Source organism: Lactococcus sp. S47, assembly GCF_016517475.1.
GTDB lineage: Bacteria > Bacillota > Bacilli > Lactobacillales > Streptococcaceae > Lactococcus > Lactococcus lactis.
Genome location: NZ_JACVUB010000004.1, coordinates 88,774 through 110,708, shown reverse-complemented (window position 1 = coordinate 110,708; position 21,935 = coordinate 88,774). Strand labels below are relative to the sequence as shown.

The 21,935-nt window shown below is 36.1% G+C and carries 16 protein-coding genes; 4 read left to right on the top strand and 12 right to left on the bottom strand.

Annotated elements, in window-relative coordinates:
* Positions 1–33: 33 nt before the first annotated feature.
* On the bottom strand, positions 34–3,624 hold the full coding sequence (gene rpoB, locus IAE52_RS05510) for a DNA-directed RNA polymerase subunit beta (protein WP_033899915.1): 3,591 nt from the start codon (positions 3,622–3,624) through the stop codon (positions 34–36).
* Between the two features lie 265 nt (positions 3,625–3,889).
* Positions 3,890–4,498: a transcriptional regulator gene (locus tag IAE52_RS05505; RefSeq protein WP_109991146.1), complete on the bottom strand. Its 609-nt coding sequence runs from the start codon at positions 4,496–4,498 to the stop codon at positions 3,890–3,892.
* Between the two features lie 233 nt (positions 4,499–4,731).
* Between IAE52_RS05505 and IAE52_RS05500 the strand changes: the two genes are divergently transcribed.
* Together IAE52_RS05500 and pepO are read left to right on the top strand one after the other, a co-directional pair.
* Positions 4,732–5,406 (top strand): helix-turn-helix transcriptional regulator, encoded by a 675-nt coding sequence (locus tag IAE52_RS05500; protein WP_017864929.1) that lies wholly within the window; start codon positions 4,732–4,734, stop codon positions 5,404–5,406.
* 112 nt (positions 5,407–5,518) lie between these two features.
* Positions 5,519–7,402, top strand: coding sequence for an endopeptidase PepO (gene pepO / locus IAE52_RS05495; RefSeq protein ID WP_109991147.1), 1,884 nt, complete (start codon positions 5,519–5,521; stop codon positions 7,400–7,402).
* A gap of 53 nt (positions 7,403–7,455) precedes the next feature.
* On the opposite strand, the gene IAE52_RS05490 is transcribed toward pepO, so the two are convergent.
* Positions 7,456–7,761, bottom strand: coding sequence for an MGMT family protein (locus IAE52_RS05490; RefSeq protein WP_109991148.1), 306 nt, complete (start codon positions 7,759–7,761; stop codon positions 7,456–7,458).
* Between the two features lie 68 nt (positions 7,762–7,829).
* Positions 7,830–9,503: a polysaccharide biosynthesis protein gene (locus IAE52_RS05485; RefSeq protein WP_033899906.1), complete on the bottom strand. Its 1,674-nt coding sequence runs from the start codon at positions 9,501–9,503 to the stop codon at positions 7,830–7,832.
* Between the two features lie 209 nt (positions 9,504–9,712).
* Here IAE52_RS05485 and IAE52_RS05480 point away from each other — a divergent pair, with 209 nt between their 5' ends.
* Positions 9,713–11,164, top strand: a complete 1,452-nt coding sequence (locus IAE52_RS05480) for a UDP-N-acetylmuramoyl-L-alanyl-D-glutamate--2,6-diaminopimelate ligase (protein WP_033899905.1) — start codon at positions 9,713–9,715, stop codon at positions 11,162–11,164.
* Between the two features lie 78 nt (positions 11,165–11,242).
* Here the strand turns inward: IAE52_RS05480 and IAE52_RS05475 are convergent, their stop codons facing one another.
* Complete coding sequence (locus IAE52_RS05475) at positions 11,243–11,503, bottom strand: hypothetical protein (protein WP_012898367.1); 261 nt, start codon at positions 11,501–11,503, stop codon at positions 11,243–11,245.
* 20 nt (positions 11,504–11,523) lie between these two features.
* A complete protein-coding gene (adhP, locus tag IAE52_RS05470; protein ID WP_033899903.1) occupies positions 11,524–12,546 on the bottom strand; it encodes an alcohol dehydrogenase AdhP in 1,023 nt (340 codons plus the stop codon).
* Between the two features lie 195 nt (positions 12,547–12,741).
* Here adhP and recQ point away from each other — a divergent pair, with 195 nt between their 5' ends.
* Positions 12,742–14,520, top strand: a complete 1,779-nt coding sequence (recQ, locus tag IAE52_RS05465; RefSeq protein ID WP_109991150.1) for a DNA helicase RecQ — start codon at positions 12,742–12,744, stop codon at positions 14,518–14,520.
* Positions 14,521–14,555: 35 nt separating this feature from the next.
* On the opposite strand, the gene yjeM is transcribed toward recQ, so the two are convergent.
* From yjeM to IAE52_RS05435, 6 genes are all read right to left on the bottom strand, one after another.
* A complete protein-coding gene (yjeM, locus tag IAE52_RS05460) occupies positions 14,556–16,082 on the bottom strand; it encodes a glutamate/gamma-aminobutyrate family transporter YjeM (protein WP_109991151.1) in 1,527 nt (508 codons plus the stop codon).
* Between the two features lie 279 nt (positions 16,083–16,361).
* Positions 16,362–17,603 (bottom strand): peptidase T, encoded by a 1,242-nt coding sequence (pepT, locus tag IAE52_RS05455; RefSeq protein ID WP_015426966.1) that lies wholly within the window; start codon positions 17,601–17,603, stop codon positions 16,362–16,364.
* A 28-nt stretch (positions 17,604–17,631) separates the two neighbouring features.
* A complete protein-coding gene (locus IAE52_RS05450; RefSeq protein WP_033899899.1) occupies positions 17,632–18,429 on the bottom strand; it encodes a DUF1803 domain-containing protein in 798 nt (265 codons plus the stop codon).
* Positions 18,429–19,373 (bottom strand): manganese-dependent inorganic pyrophosphatase, encoded by a 945-nt coding sequence (locus IAE52_RS05445; RefSeq protein WP_033899897.1) that lies wholly within the window; start codon positions 19,371–19,373, stop codon positions 18,429–18,431. The genes IAE52_RS05450 and IAE52_RS05445 overlap by 1 nt, the downstream gene beginning before the upstream one ends.
* Before the next feature lie 203 nt (positions 19,374–19,576).
* Entirely contained in the window at positions 19,577–20,371 is a 795-nt protein-coding gene (pflA, locus tag IAE52_RS05440; protein ID WP_003130318.1) for a pyruvate formate-lyase-activating protein, read from the bottom strand.
* Positions 20,372–20,588: 217 nt separating this feature from the next.
* Entirely contained in the window at positions 20,589–21,926 is a 1,338-nt protein-coding gene (locus tag IAE52_RS05435; RefSeq protein WP_015426970.1) for a hemolysin family protein, read from the bottom strand.
* Positions 21,927–21,935 lie beyond the last annotated feature (9 nt).

Here is a 21,935-nt window from a genome sequence, read left to right as displayed (position 1 = left end):
GTAAATCTATCTCAAAATATTAATTACAAAATCTTATTTTTCAGTATTAGCGTTAATCAAAGCTTCTTCTTCAGCTTCTGCTTGTGCAACAATAGCTTCCTGTGCTTCAAGCATTTCAGGAGTAATTTCTGTATTATCTGGACGAGTCATTACTTCATCTTCATCCAATTCACGTAAGTCAAGAACATTACGGTCAGCATCAAGGACTTTCATATCAAGACCAAGTGATTGTAACTCTTTAACCAATACGCGGAATGATTCAGGAAGACCTGGTTTAGGAATACGTTCACCTTTAACAATAGCTTCATAAGCGCGCGTACGTCCAATCACGTCATCTGATTTGTAAGTCAAGATTTCTTGAAGAACATTGGCAGCACCATAGGCTTCAAGTGCCCAAACTTCCATTTCCCCAAAACGTTGTCCACCGAACTGCGCTTTACCACCGAGCGGTTGTTGTGTAACGAGTGAGTAAGGACCAACTGAACGAGCATGGAGTTTATCATCAACCATGTGGTGAAGTTTAATCATGTACATGACACCGACTGAAATTCGGTTATCAAATGGTTCACCAGTACGTCCGTCATAAAGGACTGTTTTCGCATCATCAGCCATTCCAGCTTCTTTAACGGTATCCCAGATATCTTCATCAGATGCTCCATCAAACACTGGAGTTGCAATGTGAATTCCAAGTGTACGAGCAGCCATACCTAAATGGAGCTCCATAACTTGTCCGATATTCATACGTGATGGTACCCCAAGTGGGTTCAACATGATATCAATAGGTGTACCATCTGGTAAGTAAGGCATATCTTCCATTGGAACGATATTTGAAACAACCCCTTTATTACCATGACGTCCGGCCATTTTATCCCCAACGTGAATCTTACGTTTTTGAGCAATGAAGACACGAACAAGTTTATTCACACCTGATGGCAATTCATCACCATTTTCGCGTGTAAATACACGAACGTCATGAACAATACCGCCACCTCCGTGAGGAACACGAAGTGATGTATCACGAACTTCACGAGCTTTTTCACCAAAGATTGCACGAAGCAAACGTTCTTCTGGTGTTGGATCAGTTTCACCTTTAGGAGTTACTTTACCAACAAGCAAGTCGCCATCTTTAACTTCAGCACCAATACGGATAATTCCTGATTCATCAAGGTTTTTGAGTGCTTCATCCCCAACGTTTGGAATTTCACGAGTAATTTCTTCAGGGCCAAGTTTTGTATCGCGTGTTTCTGATTCATATTCTTCGATGGCAATTGATGTATAAACGTCGTCTTTAATCAAACGTTCTGACATAATTACCGCATCCTCGAAGTTATAACCTTCCCAAGTCATATAAGCAACAAGTGGATTTTGACCAAGGGCCATTTCTCCATTTTCCATAGAAGGTCCATCAGCAATGATGTCCCCTTTCTCAACTTTTTCTCCAAGTCGAGCCAATGGACGTTGGTTATACGAAGTTCCTGAGTTTGAACGACGATATTTTGTAATATTGTAAATATCAAGTTCACCAGAAGTACGACGAACACGAATTTCATTACCATCAACATACTCAACAACACCAGCATGTTTTGCAAGAAGTGCAGCACCTGAGTCACGAGCAGTTTGATGTTCCATACCAGTACCAATCCAAGGTGCATGTGGGTCAATCAATGGAACTGCTTGACGTTGCATGTTGGCACCCATGAGGGCACGGTTGGAGTCATCGTTTTCCAAGAATGGAATACATGCAGCAGCAACGGCGATAACCTGTTTAGGTGAAACGTCCATATAGTCTGCTGTTGAAGCTTCAACTTCAATATTGTTACCAGTATGACGAGCCATAACTGTTTCGTTAGCAAAGCGGCTATCTTCAGTCAATGGTGAGTTTGCTTGGGCAACAGTATAGTTGTCTTCTTCATCGGCAGTTAAATATTCAACTTCGTCAGTAACCACACCGTTCACACGGTCAACACGACGGTATGGTGACATGATGAAACCATATTCGTTTACTTTGGCATATGATGACAAGTTGTTAATCAAACCGATGTTTGGTCCTTCAGGTGTTTCAATAGGACACATACGGCCATAGTGAGTATAGTGAACGTCACGTACTTCATATGAAGCACGGTCACGTGAGATACCACCAGGTCCTAAGGCAGAAAAACGACGTTTGTGTGAAAGCTCAGATAAAGGATTGTGTTGGTCCATAAATTGTGACAATTGTGATGAACCAAAGAATTCTTTAATTGAAGCTGTTACAGGACGAATGTTAATCAAACCTTGTGGTGTGATGTTTTCATTTTCTGAAGATGACATACGTTCGCGAATCACACGTTCCATACGTGAAAGTCCGATACGTACTTGGTTTTGAAGCAATTCACCTACTGAACGGATACGACGATTACCTAAGTGGTCAATATCGTCCACTTTACCAATTCCTTCAGCAAGACCAAGCCAGTAGCTGATATTTGAAATCACATCGGCTGGTGTCAAGACACGGCATTCTGCATCAGGATTACCATTTGAGAGTAATGTAACAACACGTTCTGGATCTTTAGGTGAATAAACTTTGATACTTTGCAAAGTAATTGGTTCTGGAATTACAGCGTCGTCAGATGGTTCAACAACAAAGTTTCCAAGACCGTTATCAAGCAATGGTTCGATTAAATCAAGCACATCACGAGTAACAAGAGTATCTGTATTAACAAGAATTTCACCAGTTTCTGGGTCAACAATTGGTTCAGCCAAAGTCAAACCAAGCAAACGATTTTTAAGCGCTAATTTCTTGTTAAATTTGTAACGTCCAACAGGTGCGAAGTCATAACGTTTTGGATCGAAGAAACGAGCAACAAGCAAGCCACGTGAGCTATCTGCTGTTTTAGGTTCTCCTGGACGCAAGCGGTCATAGATGTCTTTGAGCGCTTCTTCTACACGCGTGTCAGCTGGGTTTTTATGAACATCTTTTGCAATAGTGTCTGTTAAAAGTTGAGTTTCGCCCAACAATTCAAGGATTTCTTCATCTGAACCAAATCCAAGCGCACGAAGCATAGTTGTAAAAGTTAATTTACGTGTACGGTCAATACGAACATAACCAATGCCTTTAGCATCTGTATCTAACTCAAACCAAGCTCCACGGTTAGGAATTGTTGTATGTCCAAAACTTTCAAGACCGTTTTTATCAGCTTTAAGATGGAAGTATGAGCCAGGACTACGTACCAATTGGCTAACGATCAAACGTTCTGAACCGTTATTGATAAATGTCCCCATTTCAGTCATGAGTGGGAAGTCACCAAAGAAGACTTCTTGTGTTTTTAATTCACCAGTTTCTTTATTTACAAGACGGAAGGTTACATAGATAGGTGCTGAATAGTTTGCGTCATGTGCGCGAGCTTCTTCAACAGTGTATTTTGGGGTTTTCATTTCATAACCAACAAATTCGAGTTCCATTGTACCCGCAAAGTTGTCGATTGGAAACATTTCTTTGAAGACATTTGCAAGACCTTCATCGAGGAAGTTTTTATAACTTAATGTTTGAACTTCGATGAGGTTTGGCAAACCGATTACTTCTTTAATACGTGAAAAACTGCGTCTTGTACGGTGTTTACCGTATTTTACGTCATGTCCTGCCAAGTGTTTTCTCCTCTATTTTTTAGATTTGATTAAAAAAGTTTGTGTTTTTGATGAATTTTTAATTAAAAAAACCGAAAAGTCTGTAGTTTGTCTTTTTTATAACTTTTCTGGTTTATTCAATATAAAAGACGCCAAAAAAGCAACGAAAACAGTAGTGTTTCGTTGCTTACAAAGCCTATGGGGACAATATATCCCACAGATTTTGCTGACAAACCATTATTTCTATTATACTATTTTATATGAAAATTTTCAAGCTTTTTCTAGTTTAACGGTCTATTTTTTCAATGATGCTTTTAAATGCTTCTAATTCTGAACGAGATAATGATTGAACTAAAGAAACAAAGGTTTCATTTCGTCTTTGTCCTTCCAGTTCTGCCAACATGATATAAGACATTTGATTCCCTATGAATGTTGATAAAAAATCTACCAATATTCTCTTTTCTTCTTCCAGAGGAGAATCTGTCAGTAGAAAAAGGGTTCCCAATCTCAAATGATTTCCTTCTATAGGGAGAAAGCTGAGAAATTTATTTGGAAATTTGCTCGAAATTTCTTTCACTGGTTCTAAAATTGATTGGGCCATTGGTAGGCTTGTGCTCATTTCGTAGTGATTTAATAGTTGACTAGAGATATCTTTTGATATTTTTTGATAGATAAAAAAATTTTGGAGGTTTATATCATCCTGATAAGAATTATCAGAATCAGTAAAACCATAACCTAAACAATTTCGTTTGGTATCTATGATAAAAAGGCTAGACTCTAAAACTTTGGCACTTTTCTCTACCACCTCTTGATAAGCTAATGGTTTTCCAAGGTCAATAAATGATCTTTTCAAAATAATATTTATGTCTTGGATTTTGTCATAAATTTCTTTCAATTTTTCCCTTTCTCTTCTCAAAAAGCATTTTGAGTATTCCTATGATTACTTTTATAATACCATATAACGCTATAGATGTCAATTTTGTTAACGAATTTGCAACAATTAAGTTTTTAACTTAAATATTGCTATTTTTTTAAGTTTTAGGTATTTTATATCTAATAACTATATGATATAATGTATTCGTTACAAATATTAAAAATGTTTATTCAATACATGTTGAGGTGATTTTAATGTTCTATGACCGTCTAAAAACTTTAGTTATTGATTCTCAGAAATCTTTCAACCAGGTCGAAAGAGAGTTGAGATATCCCAGAAACGCCCTTGCTAATTATCGCTTGGGAAAAGAACCTTCTGCCAAAAGATTGACAGAAATTGCTGATTATTTTAATGTCACAACTGAATACCTTCTTGGTAAAGATGACAAGTACAGTTATAATAAGGCAAAGCTTTTGTTTGAATATCTTACATTAGATAATAAACAAAACTTGTTAAATTATATTCAAAATCGAATTGATGAGCTTGAACTTCTTGAAAGAGAGCCCATTTCTTTGAGTACTGAACAATTTGTATTTTGTGGTGATAATACTTGGGCGCTACAAGAAAGCCGCAAAACAATCAAACTGCTCACAAAGCAACTTCCTGATGATTACGATGCAGTTTTTGAACTCGTTGGGGGTCCTTTAGATGCGGAAGCTCCTGGTAATGGAGATTTACTTTTTGTAAAATTTACTGACGCAAATTTTGCAGAGCTGATCCATAATTTCTTGTTGCAACATGACCATTTTGCCAAGCTTTCAGTAAAAGATGAAAAGCTTACTTGTCTAAGCCGTGATGCTGGAAGCCTTGCCGAAGTCCCTGAACTTTTTGGCAAAATTGCTAAAATTTATCGTTTCAGAACTATTTAATTACGAGTTTACATTAATTTTCAAATTGCTGTTAAAAAGTGCTGATGGAATTCGTCAGCGCTTTTTTGTAAGTATGATATAATATAAAAAATATCCATAATAGGAGGTCGATATGACAAGGATTCAAGATGATTTATTCGCTACTGTTAATGCTGAATGGTTAGAAAATGCAGAAATTCCTGCTGACAAACCAAGAATTTCAGCTTTTGATGAATTAGTACTAAAAAATGAGAAAAATTTGGCTAAAGATTTAGCTGATTTATCACAAAACCTACCTACTGATAATCCAGAATTGCTTGAAGCAATCAAATTTTATAATAAAGCAGGAGATTGGCAAGCGAGAGAAAAAGCGGATTTTTCTGCCGTAAAAAATGAACTTGCTAAAGTTGAAACTTTAAATTCTTTTGAAGAATTTAAAAATAATCTGACTCAACTCGTTTTCCATTCACAGGCTCCTCTTCCATTTTCTTTTAGTGTTGAACCTGATATGAAAGATGCTATTCACTATTCTCTTGGATTCTCTGGTCCGGGCTTGATTTTACCTGATACCACTTATTATAATGATGAACACCCTAGAAAAAAAGAATTACTTGATTTTTGGGCTAAAAATACAAGCGAAATTTTAAAGACATTTGATGTTGAAAATGCAGAAGAGATTGCAAAGTCTGCCCTTAAATTCGATGCTCTTTTAGTTCCGTCAGCAAATACTTCTGAAGAGTGGGCAAAATATGCTGAACTTTATCATCCAATTTCTACTGACAACTTTGGCAGTAAAGTTAAAAACCTGGATTTAAAATCTTTAATTAAAGATTTAGTAAAAACTGAACCTGATAAAGTCATTGTTTATGAAGACCGTTTTTACGAATCATTTGATTCACTTATCAATGAAGAAAATTGGTCGCTCATTAAAGCTTGGATGCTGACAAAAATTGCACGTGGCGCTACTTCTTTCTTCAATGAAGACCTTAGAATTCTTGGTGGAGCTTACGGACGTTTCCTTTCAAATGTTCAAGAAGCAAGAAGTCAAGAAAAACATCAACTTGATTTGACTGAGTCTTATTTTAGCCAAGTGATTGGTTTATTCTATGGTAAAAAATATTTTGGTGAAGCTGCTAAGACCGATGTCAAACGGATGGTCACTGCGATGATTAAAGTTTACCAAGCGCGTTTGTCTAAAAATGAGTGGCTCAGTCAAGAAACAGCTGAAAAAGCCATTGAAAAATTAGATGCTATTACTCCTTTCATTGGTTTCCCAGATAAATTGCCTGAAATTTATAGTCGTTTAAAAACAACTTCTGGCTCTCTCTATGAAGATGCCCTTAAATTCGATGAAATTTTGACTGCTCGAACTTTTGAAAAATTCTCAGAAGATGTTGATAAAACAAGCTGGCATATGCCTGCTCATATGGTCAATGCTTATTATAGTCCTGATAGTAATACAATTGTTTTTCCAGCAGCAATTTTGCAAGCTCCTTTTTACTCTCTTGAACAATCTTCATCACAAAATTACGGTGGAATCGGCGCAGTCATTGCTCATGAAATTTCTCATGCGTTCGATAACAACGGCGCCCAATTCGATAAAGAAGGAAATTTGAACAAATGGTGGTTAGATAAAGATTATGAAGCTTTTGAAGAAAAGCAAAAAGAAATGATTGCACTCTTTGACGGCGTAGAAACCGAAGCTGGTCCAGCAAACGGAAACCTCATTGTGTCAGAAAATATTGCTGACCAAGGAGGAATTACAGCGGCACTGACAGCAGCTAAAGATGAGAAAGACGTTGATTTGAAGGCTTTCTTTAGTCAGTGGGCTAAGATTTGGCGCATGAAAGCAAGTAAAGAATTCCAACAAATGCTTTTGTCAATGGATGTTCATGCACCCGCTAAACTTCGTGCCAATATTCCTCCAACAAATCTCGAAGAATTTTACGAAACTTTTGATGTTAAAGAAACAGATAAGATGTATCGTGCACCAGAAAATCGTCTTAAAATTTGGTAATAGATAATTGAATACAAAAAGTACTTCTAAAATATAGAAGTACTTTTTATTTATTAGAGCAGTTCATCTTCAATAATTATTTTCCCTTGAGCTGTAAAAGAAATTCCTTCTTTTTTTAGAAGTTCCATTTGCTCACTTTTAGCAGGCTCTGGCAATCCAATTGTTCTGTCAGAACGCACTACACGCCACCATGGTAGTTTATATTTTTTAGACATCGAATGCAAAATTCTAGAAACCTGCCGTGCACCATTTGGCAATCCAGCTAAAGCTCCCACATCTCGATAACTCATGACCTGCCCCTCTTTTAAATTTAGAATAACTTCTAAAATCTTTTTTGTATTTTCGGTAATTTCTGCCATTTATTATCCTTTTTAACTCTTATTAATAAGTCTGTCAGTAACTTTTTTACTGACAGACTTATTTTTTATTAGATATGTAATTTTCGACGAAGTGACAAACCTCTTGGACCAAACCATTTTTCTAGAAGTCCAAGTTTAGCAGCAAACCAGAGATAAGTATAAAAACCTGCACCACCGGCAATGGCAGCAATAAATACTGAAGCAATTCGACCTGGGCTCTTACCGAAAATAAAACCTAAAATGATTTCAACAATAATAACCACAATAGCCATAAATCCTGTCAGTAAAGTTGCCCCTTGAATTCCGCGAACTGTATTCTTAATTGAAAAATGAGTTAACTCATGTAGTTTTCTAATGAATAAGAAAACACCAACTAAGAATGAAACAGTGGTCGCAAGTAAAGGTCCATAAGTATGGAAAATAAGAATCATTGGAACTTGCAAAACTAATTTAATGACAAGAGTCAAGGTAAAGATTCGCATTGCCAAACGTTTATGGTCCATTACTGTCAGTGGAGGATAGACAATCATATAAAGTCCCAACAAGAAGGTTTGTAAAATAGCAAAGACAAACAAACTACTTTGTAATCCAGAAGGAATTTGGTAGAAAATTGTATAAATCGGTTTAGTCAATAGTGACATTCCAATCACGGCCGGAAGCATAAAACCAACGTATAATTGGAAATTATAACCCACTAACGTTGCAAGTTCACGCCGATTTCCTTGAACATAGTGCTCTGTAATCAGAGGGTCTGAAACAGAACCAAGCGTCAATGCGACACCCAACAAGACCATCGTTAATTTATCAGTATTTGCTGAGAAATAACTCATCAGAACAAGCAATTCATTATGACTATAGTTTGTTACCCAAGGCATCATATTCATAAAGGTTGAGTTATCAATAATTTTAAAAATTTGAATAGCTGAACCAATGACAATAAATGGAATGGCTGTGTGTAATGTTGATCTAAAAATTTCTAAAGCATTAATTTTAGATTTTACAGGACCAGGATTAATTAATTTATTAAGATTTCCTGATTTCTGTAAGTAATAGAATAATACAGCGTAGGAACCTAACATCCCAATAAAAGCAGCCAAGGTAGATTGTGTCACGGCATTTTGCCAATTGTGCGAACCTAACTTCATGATAGCAAAAGTTGCTGCTAGCATCCAAATGACCCGAACAATTTGTTCCAAAAGCTGACTCATCGCATAAGCTTTCACCTGATTCAGACCTTGGAAATATCCTCGAATAACTGACATTGAAGGGAAAATTAAGACAGCCAATGCTAAACTTTTCATGACTGGAATTAAATCTGCGCTATCCTTACCGCCAACAAGGGCTGAGAGTGGACCTGCAAGAAAGAACATGAGCCCTGACGCAACAATTCCAAGAACCAGCATCACTCCGAGCATTTGCCGAACGAGCCGATAAGCCATGTTAGGGTCATCTAATGTATTATAGCGAGCCACTTCACGCGCAATTGCCGCCGGAATCCCCACTGTTGAAATCAATAGGAAAAGAGCATAGATATTATAACCCATACTAAAGAGGGAGTTGGCCTCATTACCAAAACGCCCCATCCAAGCATACCAAGGAATAATATAAACTACCCCTAGTATTTTCCCAATCATGTCCGCACCAGTCCGCCAAGCAGCACCAGAGAGCATCTGATCTTTTGATTTTGCAGCCGTTTTTGGTGACTGCTGACCTGTATTCATTATTTTTTCTGAATCTTCCATTGTTCCATTTTACCCTAAGTTCTGTATTTTGACAATAAAAGAATGGTTTTAGATCATTAATTCACGATGTCATCTATTACCATCTATAAACAAATGGGACATGCACCAGCTCTTGGCTTGTGCTATAATATAGGGTAATGGGATTTTTCCCTTAGTTTCCTTGTTTTAGAAAGGTATCGCGAATTTAGCGATAAATAGGCATTCCTCACATGATTAAGCTTGAACAAGTTATAGAAATACTAAAAAAAGATAATAATTTCCGTGAGATTTCTTCTGCTGGCGAATATTATTTCAACTGGCCAAAGGAAGTAAACTTTGACCAACTCTCTTATGATTCACGAAAATCAACAGAAAATACCCTTTTCTTTGCCAAGGGTTTGAATTTTAAAAAAGAATATTTAACAGACTTAGAAGCTGCTTTTTATGTTTCAGAATTTGATTATGAAGTAGCTCTCCCAGCAATTATTGTCACTGATGTTAAACGAGCAATGGCTCTAATCGCTGCAAGCTTTTATGATTTTCCACAAAATAAACTCAAAACCTTAGCTTTGACTGGTACAAAAGGAAAAACCACTTCTGCTTATTTTGCTAAAGCAATCCTTGACAAAATGAACGGTGGCAAAACTGCACTTTTATCTACTGCCCAAACAACTTTGGATGGAAAAAATTATTTTAAATCAGAATTGACAACTCCTGAAAGTCTTGATTTACTAGAAATGATGGCAAAAGCTCTGACAAATGGAATGACACATTTGGTCATGGAAGTTTCAAGCCAAGCTTACAAAACAGAACGGGTTTACGGTTTAACATTTGATGTTGGAGTTTTCTTAAACATTTCTCCTGACCACATTGGCCCAGTTGAACATCCAACGCTTGAAGATTATTTTTACTGCAAACGTCAACTTCTCAAAAATTCACGTTATTTTGTTGCTAATTCCGAAATGAATCACTTTGCTATCATTAAAGAGGAACTTAAGGAACGTAAAATTCCACATGCTTTCTATGGTGCTGATTCTGAAAATAAAATTATTGAATCAAAAGGACTTCATTTTGTTACTGACGGTTCTGTCAGTGGAGCATTTGACATTCGCTTATTAGGACGCTTCAACCAAGAAAATGCCTTAGCTACAGCATTAGCAACTAAAGCTTTAGGCGCTTCATTAGAAAATATCCATGACGGTTTAGCTCTTGCTGTTGTTCCAGGACGCATGGAACTTCTTACTGCCAAAAATGGCGCTCACATCTATATTGATTATGCTCACAACGGCCTGTCATTAGAAAATCTTGTTGAAGTTGTTGAAGAACACCATGCTGGTCAGCTTGTTCTAGTCCTTGGTTCAACCGGAAATAAAGGCGAAAGTCGCCGGAAAGATTTCGGACAAGTGATTGAAAAACATCCGCGACTTGATGTCATTTTAACTACTGATGATTCAAATCGAGAAGACCCTAAAATAATTGCTGACGAGATTGCTTCTTTTGTCAGTCGCACACTTGATTTTGAACTTGACCGTGAATTGGCAATAAAAAAAGCTGTCAGTAAAACTAAAAGTACTGACGATGCTGTGATTATCGCTGGAAAAGGGACTGATATGTTCCAATTAAAAGACGGAAAACGTCAACCTTATATTGGAGATACAGCTGCTGCTCAAAAATATCTCTAATTTACTGACAAAAATTCTGTCAGTAAATTAATCATAAAAAAACGACTCAATAGGAGTCGTTTTTTCTTTTTCTTCTGACTAGGCAAAAGAATTAACAACAGCAAGAATTCTTTGTAATTCCGCATGAGTTTCATAACTTACAGTATCCGAATAAAGTAATGCTGAAAGATCCCGTGAAGAATAGCCAGCTTTTTCACTTACCTCATCAATATGCAAATTTTTTTCTTTCATTTTGTACAAAATAGCTTCTTTAAAATTGTTTGTAATTTCTTCTTGTTGAAATTGCGAAAGATTGTTAAATTCATCACTTGAATAATTGACCAAATTTTTTGAATTCATCTGCATCGCCTCTTTTATATTTATTTAGTAAAATCAATGACCATTCGGCCTTCAATTTTTCCTGCCTTCATTTCATCAATAATATCATTGATTTCTTCCAATTTGCGTGTCGCAACAATTGGTTTTACCTTACCTTCTGCTCCAAATTGAAAAGCTTCTGCCAAGTCAAGTCTTGTTCCGACAAGTGAACCTGCAACCTCCACTCCGTCAAAAACAACTGTTGGAACTGATAAAGTCATCTCAGTATTGGGAAGTGCCACAGCAACCATTTTGCCCATAGGTTTCAAAGAAGCAACTGCTTGTTCAAAAGCAATCCTTGCAACAGCACAAACTATTGCACTTTGTGCTCCTAAGCCGCCAGTTATTTTTTTAATTTCATCAACTGGATTTACATCACCAGAATTGATAATCACATCAGCTCCAATTTTTTTAGCTAAATTTAATTTATCTTGATTAATATCAACAGCAATTACTTTTGCTCCAAAAACATTTTTAGCATATTGAATTGCTAAATTTCCAAGTCCTCCAGCACCAAAAATTACTTGCCAATCACCAGGTTTTACTCCTGATACTTTGATTGCTTTGTAAGTTGTTACTCCAGCACAAGTAATTGAGCTAGCTTCAATTGGGTCAAGTCCGTCAGGAACTTTGACAGCATAATCGGCAACAACAATTGCTTCTTCAGCCATTCCGCCATCAACTGAATATCCTGCATTTTTAACTTCTCGACAAAAAGTTTCATTACCAGATACACAGTATTCACAGTGACCACATCCTTCAAAGAACCAAGCCACTGAAACCCGATCACCAACTTGAAGCGAGCTTACATCAGCTCCAATTTCTTTGACAATTCCAATTCCTTCATGACCAAGAACAGTCCCTGCTTTGTTGCCATAATCACCTGCTGCAACGTGCAAATCGGTATGACAGACTCCACAATACTCCATGTCAAGCAAAGCTTCATTAGGTTTGATTGCTCGAAGTTCCTTTTCAACAAGGTCCGCATAACCATCTGGATTGTGTCTTACTACTGCTGCTTTCATAAGAAAGTCTCCTCTATATATAAAATTTTGTAAACGCATTCTTTTGTTTTATTATATCACTTTTCACTTCATTTTGTATCATTTAAAGTAACAAAAACATCTTGGTTCTTTTAATGTAATCTTTGAACCATTCGTTATCAATTTTTATGAGTCATTTGTGATTTTTTTTCTTCTTTTACGTATAATATAGTAAGAATGAATTTAGAAGCTAAATTAAAAGAAATTTTTGGTTATGACAATTTCCGAAATGGTCAGAAACAAATTATTGAACAAGTCCTAGATGGACAAGCCACTCTTGGTATTTTACCCACAGGAGCTGGAAAATCAATCTGCTATCAGTTACCAGCTCTTATTCAACCAGGGCTTACTCTCGTAATCTCCCCACTTATTAGCTTGATGAAAGATCAAGTCGACCAGCTGAATATTGCCGGAATTCCAGCAACATTTATTAACTCTACCTTAGAGGATTCCGAATCTTATCAAAGAATGCGACAGGTTGAAAATGGTGAAATCAAGCTTCTTTTTGTAGCACCAGAGCGTTTTTCATTAGACTATTTCAATGCCTTTTTACAAAAACTTCCAATTGATTTAGTTGCCATAGACGAAGCACACTGTATTTCACAATGGGGGCACGATTTCAGACCCAGTTATGTCGATTTTGCCTCTCATCTCCAATATTTACCAACAAATCCTACCGTCTTAGCCCTTACGGCTACTGCGACACCAAAAGTTGCAGATGATATTCAAAAACTTCTTTCAATTTCCCCCAGTCATACTATTAAAACCGGTTTTCTTAGAGAAAACTTACGTTTTGAAGTAGTCAAAGGGATGGATAAGAGAACTTTTCTTAAAAATTATCTTAAAAATCAAGAAAGTGAGGCTGCTGGAATTATCTATGCCAGCACTCGTAAAGAAGTTGAAGAAATTTGTGAATGGCTCAACCATAATCATTTCAAATCCGTTCGTTACCATGCTGGACTGAGCGAACAGGAACGTCAAATAAATCAAGAACTTTTTCTCTTTGACGAAGTACCGATAATGGTTGCCACTAATGCTTTTGGCATGGGAATCAATAAACCAAATGTTCGATTTGTGATTCATTATGCCCTTCCCGCAACAATTGAAAGTTATTATCAAGAAGCTGGGCGAGCAGGACGGGACTGGCTTGAATCTGATGCTATCCTCCTTTTTTCACCAAATGATTTACGAATTCGTAATTTCTTGATTGAGCAAAGTGAAGGTGATGAAGCGCACAAGGAACATGAATACGAAAAGCTTCGACAAATGCAAGCATACACAAGTGCCGAAACCTGTTTACAACGTTATATCTTGCAATATTTTGGTGATGAAGGTGAAGATTGTAAAAAATGTAGTAATTGTCTTGATGAAAGAGAGCTTCTCGATATTACAATTGATGCTCAAAAAGTCCTATCTTGTGTCGTCCGAATGGGTGAACGTTTTGGTAAGACGGCCGTAGCACAAGTTTTGATTGGTTCTAAAAATAAAAATATTGCAAAATGGAATTTTGAATCTCTATCGACTTTTGGAATTATGAAAAACCATTCCCAAAAGACCGTGGGTGAATTAATCGATTTTCTATCTGCTGAAAGTTATTTAAACATTACATCAGGTAAATTCCCACTTCTCCTTCTTTCAGCCCAAGGATTAAAAGTCCTCAAAGGACAAATCAAAGTTTATCGCAAAGCTAGCCTAATTATTGAATCGAAAACAAAAATTTCTCATCATTTTGATGAAGAATGTTTTGCAAGTATTCGTGCACTTCGACTTGAACTAGCCAAGGAAGAAGGCGTCCCTCCTTTCATGATTTTTTCTGATAGTGCCCTTAAAGAAATGGCTCAAGTTCTGCCGGATAGTCAAAGTCAATTTTTACAAATTTCTGGTGTCGGACCTGTTAAACTCAAAAAATATGGAAGGCTTTTTATCGACAAAATATCTGAATATAAAAAAAGCTGAGCAAACTCAGCTTTTATTTTTTTAAAATAATTTTATTACAAGTTATTTTTCTTTCTATAGTTGCGCATCATGAAGTAGGCAATTACACCAAAGATAAGTGGCCCACCAATCATTGAAATAAATGATGTCAACATTTCAGATAATGCTTTACCAGTTTGGTCAACAGCTGGTAATTGAACATAATTCACAATTGGTTGAATAATTGTGAAGAAGTTAGCCCCACCAACAACAACCAAGACCAAAATTGTCAAGAAGTTCACAACAAAATTTGATTTAAAGAATTCAATTGGTTTAACAATATTTTTATTCTTCTTGAAGTACCAGAAAGCAATAACGATGAAGAGATAAGGCAAAGTCATAGAAACATTAGCCATATAAGTCAAAATGAGGAAGAATTGACTTGCTCCACCTTGTGAAGTCAAGAAATTCAAAACAATAATTAAGGTAACAATTGCAAATTGAATCCACATTGCAAATTTTGGCATTCCTTCTTCATCAAGTTTTCCTAATTTACCAGGCCAAAGTTTTTCTGGTGTACCAGTAATCAACTGTTTGATTGGACTATAAGTCAAGGTAAAGAAGGCACCCATGTAAGCAAGAAGCATAGAAAGACCAATATAGCGGGCGAAAATACCACCAAGCATATCTGCTCCGGAAGTAGAAAGTCCAAGTGCATGACCAACCGCTTCACCAAGGTTTTGCAAAAGCATGTAAGGAACAGTCCCAAGGTTCATTGATCCATCTTTAATGGCTGGAATCCATTGTGAATAATCAACAAAGAAACCAACACTAAGAATAGCAACAGCATAACCAACAGCAATAATAAGTGCTGACGTGATGATTCCTCGTGGGAAGTTTTTCTCAGGCTCATGAGTTTGGTCAACTAAACCAGCAATTGATTCAACCCCACCATAAGCAAAAATGGCAAAAACAAGAAAGGCAATAAAGGCAACAATACTACCATCAAAAGTTGGATTAGGAGATGAAGTAAAAGCAGCAAGGTCAATTGGTGTTGCTGGATGACCATTAACAACAAGTACAAGAACAGCACCAAGAATTAATATAACATTGAGTGAAAGAACGGCAACCCCCGCAATAGAGGTGAATTTTTTAATGGTTTCCACACCTTTTGAGACCATAAAGGTAATCAATGCCATCCAAACTACAGCTGCAATTGAAATCCAAAGTAATGAAGGGGTGTGTGTTGAGTTACCAAAAATCAAATTGACCATTGGAATCAAAATTTTATTGGCAACACTTACCATCCAGATAACATAAGAAGCATACCACATGAATGTTCCAACGAAGGCGAAGGTAGGGTTAACTGCCTCACTCATCCATGAATAAATTCCTCCTTTTTCATCTTTAAATGCTGAACCCATTTCCGTTACCATAAAGGCAAAAGGGAGGAAAAAGAGCAGGGCTCCAATAATATACCAAGGAATGGCGCCGTAACCCATTTGGTAGAAAGCGACAGGGATATTCCCAAAACCAAAGACTGTCGTAAATATCATCAACGAGAGTCCTACGAGTGAGAGTTTACCTTTTGTGTTTTGTGACATAATCTTTCCTTTTACATTAATTGACTTATAATCAGTCAATTTTATTTTTAAAGTCTTGAATAATAGCTCAATTTTACTAACAAAGTTGTCAGTAAAATATTTAGAAACAGAATAATATTTTATACAGTAGCAGAAAGTTATCGAAAAGTAGCAATTAGTCTGAAAATTATAAGATAAGCGCAAAGCAAGCCGCTCATGAAGATTTTTAATCAAAAACCTTCTTGGGCGACTTGTTCTTTTATTATCGAGCTTAAAAACTAATTACTCTCTCTTTTTCTTTTATTTTACTACTTCATTGTTCAAACGAATGATTTCAAGCAAAGTATCTACAGCTTTTTCCATTGTTTGTACAGAAACAAATTCAAAACGTCCGTGCATGTTTTCACCACCTGCAAAAAGGTTTGGTGTTGGAAGTCCCATAAATGAAATTTTAGACCCATCAGTTCCACCACGAATTGGTTCAATAATTGGGACAATATCAAGATTTTCCATTGCTTTTTTAGCAATATCAATAATTGACATATCTTTTTCAATGATTTGAGCCATGTTGTAGTATTGGTCTTTAATAACTGGTTTCACACGGTTTTGACCAAGTTCAGCATTCATTTTATCTGCAATCTCTTGCATCAAAGCTTTACGTTCGTTGAATTTACCTTCTTCATGGTCACGAATGATATATTGAGCTCTTGCTTCTTCTGGTGTACCATCAAGTTTTAAAAGATGGAAGAAACCTTCACGGCCTTCGGTTTTTTCAGGACGATCAAATTCTGGAAGTGAATTGTGGTAGTCAATTGCTAATTGCAATGCATTAACCATTGTATTTTTTGCTGTCCCTGGGTGAACATTTTTACCTTGGAACTCAATCACTGCACCAGCTGCTGAGAAAGTTTCATATTGAAGTTCTCCAAGTGGTCCACCATCTACAGTGTAAGCAAAGTCAACATCAAAGTCAGCTACATCAAATTTATCAGCACCTACACCAATTTCTTCATCAGGACCAAATCCAACACGAATTTCACCATGTTCAAAATCAGGATTAATATTCAAAAGATAGTCAGCTAAAGTCATGATTTCAGCTACACCAGATTTATCATCTGAACCAAGCAAAGTTGTCCCGTCAGTATGAACTAAAGTTTGCCCTTTGTAGTTTTTAAGATTTGGGAAATCTTTTGGATCAAGTGTAAACTCAGTATCACCAAGTTTAATCACAGATTCACCATCATAATTTTCCAAAATTTGTGGGTTAACACCCTCTGCGTTGAAATCAGCAGTATCCAAGTGAGCTAAAAGTCCAATTTTGCGCACTTTTTTATCTGTATTTGCAGGAATTGTACCGATAACATAACCATTTGATTCAAGATAATGAACATCTTTGAGACCAAGGGCTTTCATATCTTCACCCATTTTGTGGGCAAATTCTACGAGCGCTTGAGTTGAAGGTGTTGTTGTGCTGTTTTCATCTGAACGTGTATTTACTTTAACATATTCAAGAAAGCGTGGTAACAGTTTTTCGTACTTCATTTGTTCTCCTTAAATTTATTCTAATAGCCTATTTGTCTCCAAGTGAGATGAACGGCTCAATAGCTGTGGTTTGTTGAATTTGAGCAATAATGAAAGATTTAGCATCAGCATATTTCTGCTCTGGAATCACTTGTTCTGAAAATTTCAAAAGACATTTGTATTCTTTTTCCGAAATTTTTTCAATATACTTATATTTCTCCAGCACATTGACAAAAATATCCGACTTAGATTTGACAACTTCTTTACGGATAAATTTCAAAAGAAAAGTAGTCATATACTTAAGTGCATATTCTGGGTCAACATCGCCAATCATTTGATAAACCTCTGTTTCAAGCGGAGTTAAAGGTAAATTTTTGGCCACTTTATCAAAATAATTGGCAAGTGATTGTGGAATTTCAGTATTCTGTGGATATTCTTTGTAAGAAAAAGATGTCATGAAATTCAAGATAACTTGATTCGTTTGATTAGTCAAAGATTGATAAAGCATACTTTGGGATAATAACTTTTCAATCCGTGACTCCTTTTCAATAAAAATTGGAGCTTCGTAGATGTTTTTCTGTGGTTCAGCAATTTTGTCTTTTAAAGTTTCCCAATCAAACTCACTGTCATTAAAAACATGAAAGCCCAGCGAATAACGTTTATCAGAACGTAAGATTAACCCAGCAGCAATAAATGAGTCAATTTGCCGGTCAATATTTTTAACGTCAGCAAAATCTTTATGAATCTGTCTGAGCATGACTTCATCATGTTGTGCTAAATATTCTATCAAATCTTTAAAAAAGGGCTGACTTGTCAGCCGATTTTCATTATAGATTTTAATAGTCATTATTTATTGAAGCTTTCAGTCAATTGTGGAACAACTTGTTTTTTACGTGAAACAGCACCACCAAGGAAGGCGTGGTCATCTGCAAGTGTAAAGTTGAAAGCTGCTTCTGATTTTTCTGGATGTGCACCCAAAGCAATAATTTCAGAGTTTGAGTTAACAATATCAGTAATCATAAAGACAAAGTCATCGTATCCATTTACTGTCATTGAAGCATTAATAGCTGCTTTAATATCTGAAAGACGTTCTAAAACTTCTGGAATATCAACTGTATTAACTTGTGCAATACGAACATTTGAACCATTCAATTCAAAAGTTTTTGCATCAATATCAATCAATTCTTCTGCTGTTTTAGTAGATAAATTTGTTCCAGCTTTGAGCATTGCAAGTCCATATTCTTCAAGGTTAACACCAGCAATTTCAGCAAGTTCTTTAGCAACTTTATGGTCTGTCACATGAGTCGTTGGAGATTTCAAAAGCAAAGTATCTGAAATCAAACCTGAAAGTAAAAGTCCAGCAACTTCTTTAGGGATTTCAACATTTGCTTCAAGGAATTTACGGTAAACAATTGATGACGCAGAACCAACAGGTTCAACAGTCATAAACAAAGGAGCTGCTGTATTAAAGTTAGCCACACGGTGATGGTCAACTACACCATAAATTGTTAAGTCTTCAATATCAGAGATTGATTGTTGGAACTCATTGTGGTCAGTCAAAATTACTGTATCCACACCCTCTTCTTTTGCTGATTTTACTACACGTGGAGCTTTCACGCCAAAGTAGTCCAATACGAATTGGGTTTCTTCATTTGGAGTTCCAAGGGCAACTACTTCAGTGTTAAGGGCACCATTTGGACGGTGGTTGCTCAAATATGAAAATCCATATGATGAGCCGATAGCGTCAGTATCAGGTTTTTGATGACCAAAAACAAGTATTTTATCAGACATTTTTTTACCTCATTTTAAAAATTTTAATTTCCCACTTAAACTTCTAGTTTTAACTAAAAATTATTTGGGTTATCATCCCTTAAATTATACCAAAAAATGGCTGATTAAGCACATTTTCATTTTCATTTAGGACTGATTTTATTCGATTGTTCGTTTTGTAACAAAAAAATGAATCTGAATAACTTCAAATTCATTTTTATTTTTTATCTTATACGTTCTAAGTAATCTTGATAAGATTCTGTATTCATGATTTCTTTAGCATTATGAACACGATCTTTTGTTGGAGGTTTCACACCTTCAAGCGGATATTTCCAACCTAATTCACGCCATTTAAATTCACCCATTGTATGGTAAGGTAAAATTTCAAATTTCAAGACATTTTTTAAAGTTTTTACAAATTCACCTAATTGAACTAAATCTTCATCAAAATCACTTTCACCAGGAACAAGAACGTGACGAACCCACATTGCATTACCACGGTCTGATAAATACTGTGCAAAAGCTAAAATATTATCGTTTTTATTAGCTGTCAATTCTTTGTGTCGTTCTGGATTTATTTCTTTAATGTCTAATAATACTAAGTCGGTATAATCTAGTAACTCATCAATTTTTTCGGTTACATATTTATCAGTCAAATATGGTTGAGCCGCTGTATCAAGTGTTGTATGAATACCGAGAGATTTTGCATATTTGAAAAGAGCTAATACAAAGTCAATTTGAAGGAGCGCCTCACCACCAGAAACGGTAATTCCACCTTTCTCTCCCCAAAAACCTCTAAAACGAAGTGCCTCATCCATAACATCTTCTACGGTACGCTCTGTCGCTTTATCTGACTTTAATGCCCAAGTATCAGGGTTGTGACAATACTTGCAACGCATCCGACAGCCTTGCATGAAAATAATAAAACGGACCCCAGGGCCATCAACAGAACCAAAAGATTCAGTTGAATGAATCAGTCCAGTAACTTTTTTAAGTTCATCTATATTCTCTGACATCATCTTCTCCAATTCAAAACACTATTTCACACCCCTATCATACCGCAATTCATTGATTTTATCAAATCAAATTCTGTCAGTAAAAGTTACAGATAAGGGCTCTGTCAGTAAAAAGTTTTAGTAAATTATTTCTTGTCAGTACCTAAATGTAAGGGCTTATCTAAATAATTATCAGTTTTATTCTATAAAAAAACTGACAGAATTTCTGTCAGTAATTTTTTTAAATTTCTGTTTCTTCTGGTTCGACATCAAATTCAACACGAAGTTTAACCACACGTTTTCCAGAGACTTCTAAACTTGTCAGTGAAAAATGATCTTCATCATTATCTACTTTGCAGACAATTTGTTGTCCTTTGGCTGGAATTTTACCAGTTGTCGCTAAGAAATAACCTGCAATTGTATCAACGTCATTGCTTTCAAGATGTGTATCAAATTCTTCATTGAAGTCATTCAAAGTCATTTTCCCTTGGACAACATAGAGATTTTCACCGATTTTGAAGACTTCTTCTTCAGCAATATCGGTTTCGTCATCAATTTCACCAACGATTTCTTCTAGTAAATCTTCTAAGGTAACTACGCCTTCAACACCACCATATTCGTTTAATAATACAGCCATTTGATTCTGAGTTTTACGCATTTGACGCATTAAGTCATCAACAAAGATTGTTTCAGGAACAAACAAAGGTTCTTGAAGAATTTCTCGTAAGTCAATATCATCAAAACCATGGTCAAAAGAATATCTTAAAAGTTTTTTCACATGTAAAATTCCCAGAATATTATCTTTATCATCATCATAAACTGGTACCCGTGAATAAGTTTCACTTAGAATAGCGGTAATATTTTCACGTGAATCATCATTAATATCAATCATGAAAGCATCCGTTCTTGGAACCATGATTTCACGCGCAACCAACTCGTCTAAGCTGAACACCCCAGTAATCATTTCACGCTCATTAGCGTCAAGTGCTTCATCATTTGTATTGAGTAAATACTCAATCTCATCTCGAGTCATCCCTTCATCCAAATCATCAAATTTCATCGGAGTCAATCGGCTTAAGACATTTGTTGAACTTGCTAAAAACCAAACGAAAGGTTTCATCACTTTTCCCAAAAATTGGATAGGTGGTGCGACTCTTAAGGCCAATTTTTCTTTGAGGTTTTGGGCAATTCGTTTCGGATAAAGTTCACCAAATACGAGAGAGACATAAGTTAAGACAGCTAAAACAATAATTTGAGCCAAAGTTTTAGCTAGAGCTGTTCCACCTAACAGTGGAGCTAAACGTGAAGATAAGGCTTCGGCCAAACTAGCCCCCGCTAAAATATTAATCAAAGTAATCCCAATTTGAATCGTTGAGAGGAAATTACTTGGTTGATTAAGGATATTAACAAGGTTGATATATTTCTTATCACCTTCGCTAGCCTTTTGTTCTACTTTCGTCCGGCTGAGACTGACCATGGCCATCTCACTGGCTGAAAAGAAGGCATTTAAAGCTGTTAAAAAAATAAGTAAAAGAATCTGCAAGAGTATCGATACACTCTCGGGATCAGGGTTTGACATTAGTGCTCC

What these genes read in the sequence shown, in the direction of transcription:
- IAE52_RS05500 (WP_017864929.1), top strand. Translation starts at nt 4,732, where the DNA reads ATGTTCTATGACCGTCTAAAAACTTTAGTTATTGATTCTCAGAAATCT.
- pepO (WP_109991147.1), top strand. Translation starts at nt 5,519, where the DNA reads ATGACAAGGATTCAAGATGATTTATTCGCTACTGTTAATGCTGAATGG.
- IAE52_RS05490 (WP_109991148.1), bottom strand. Translation starts at nt 7,761, where the DNA reads ATGGCAGAAATTACCGAAAATACAAAAAAGATTTTAGAAGTTATTCTA.
- IAE52_RS05485 (WP_033899906.1), bottom strand. Translation starts at nt 9,503, where the DNA reads ATGGAAGATTCAGAAAAAATAATGAATACAGGTCAGCAGTCACCAAAA.
- IAE52_RS05480 (WP_033899905.1), top strand. Translation starts at nt 9,713, where the DNA reads ATGATTAAGCTTGAACAAGTTATAGAAATACTAAAAAAAGATAATAAT.
- IAE52_RS05475 (WP_012898367.1), bottom strand. Translation starts at nt 11,503, where the DNA reads ATGAATTCAAAAAATTTGGTCAATTATTCAAGTGATGAATTTAACAAT.
- adhP (WP_033899903.1), bottom strand. Translation starts at nt 12,546, where the DNA reads ATGAAAGCAGCAGTAGTAAGACACAATCCAGATGGTTATGCGGACCTT.
- recQ (WP_109991150.1), top strand. Translation starts at nt 12,742, where the DNA reads ATGAATTTAGAAGCTAAATTAAAAGAAATTTTTGGTTATGACAATTTC.
- yjeM (WP_109991151.1), bottom strand. Translation starts at nt 16,082, where the DNA reads ATGTCACAAAACACAAAAGGTAAACTCTCACTCGTAGGACTCTCGTTG.
- pepT (WP_015426966.1), bottom strand. Translation starts at nt 17,603, where the DNA reads ATGAAGTACGAAAAACTGTTACCACGCTTTCTTGAATATGTTAAAGTA.
- IAE52_RS05450 (WP_033899899.1), bottom strand. Translation starts at nt 18,429, where the DNA reads ATGACTATTAAAATCTATAATGAAAATCGGCTGACAAGTCAGCCCTTT.
- IAE52_RS05445 (WP_033899897.1), bottom strand. Translation starts at nt 19,373, where the DNA reads ATGTCTGATAAAATACTTGTTTTTGGTCATCAAAAACCTGATACTGAC.
- pflA (WP_003130318.1), bottom strand. Translation starts at nt 20,371, where the DNA reads ATGATGTCAGAGAATATAGATGAACTTAAAAAAGTTACTGGACTGATT.
- IAE52_RS05435 (WP_015426970.1), bottom strand. Translation starts at nt 21,926, where the DNA reads ATGTCAAACCCTGATCCCGAGAGTGTATCGATACTCTTGCAGATTCTT.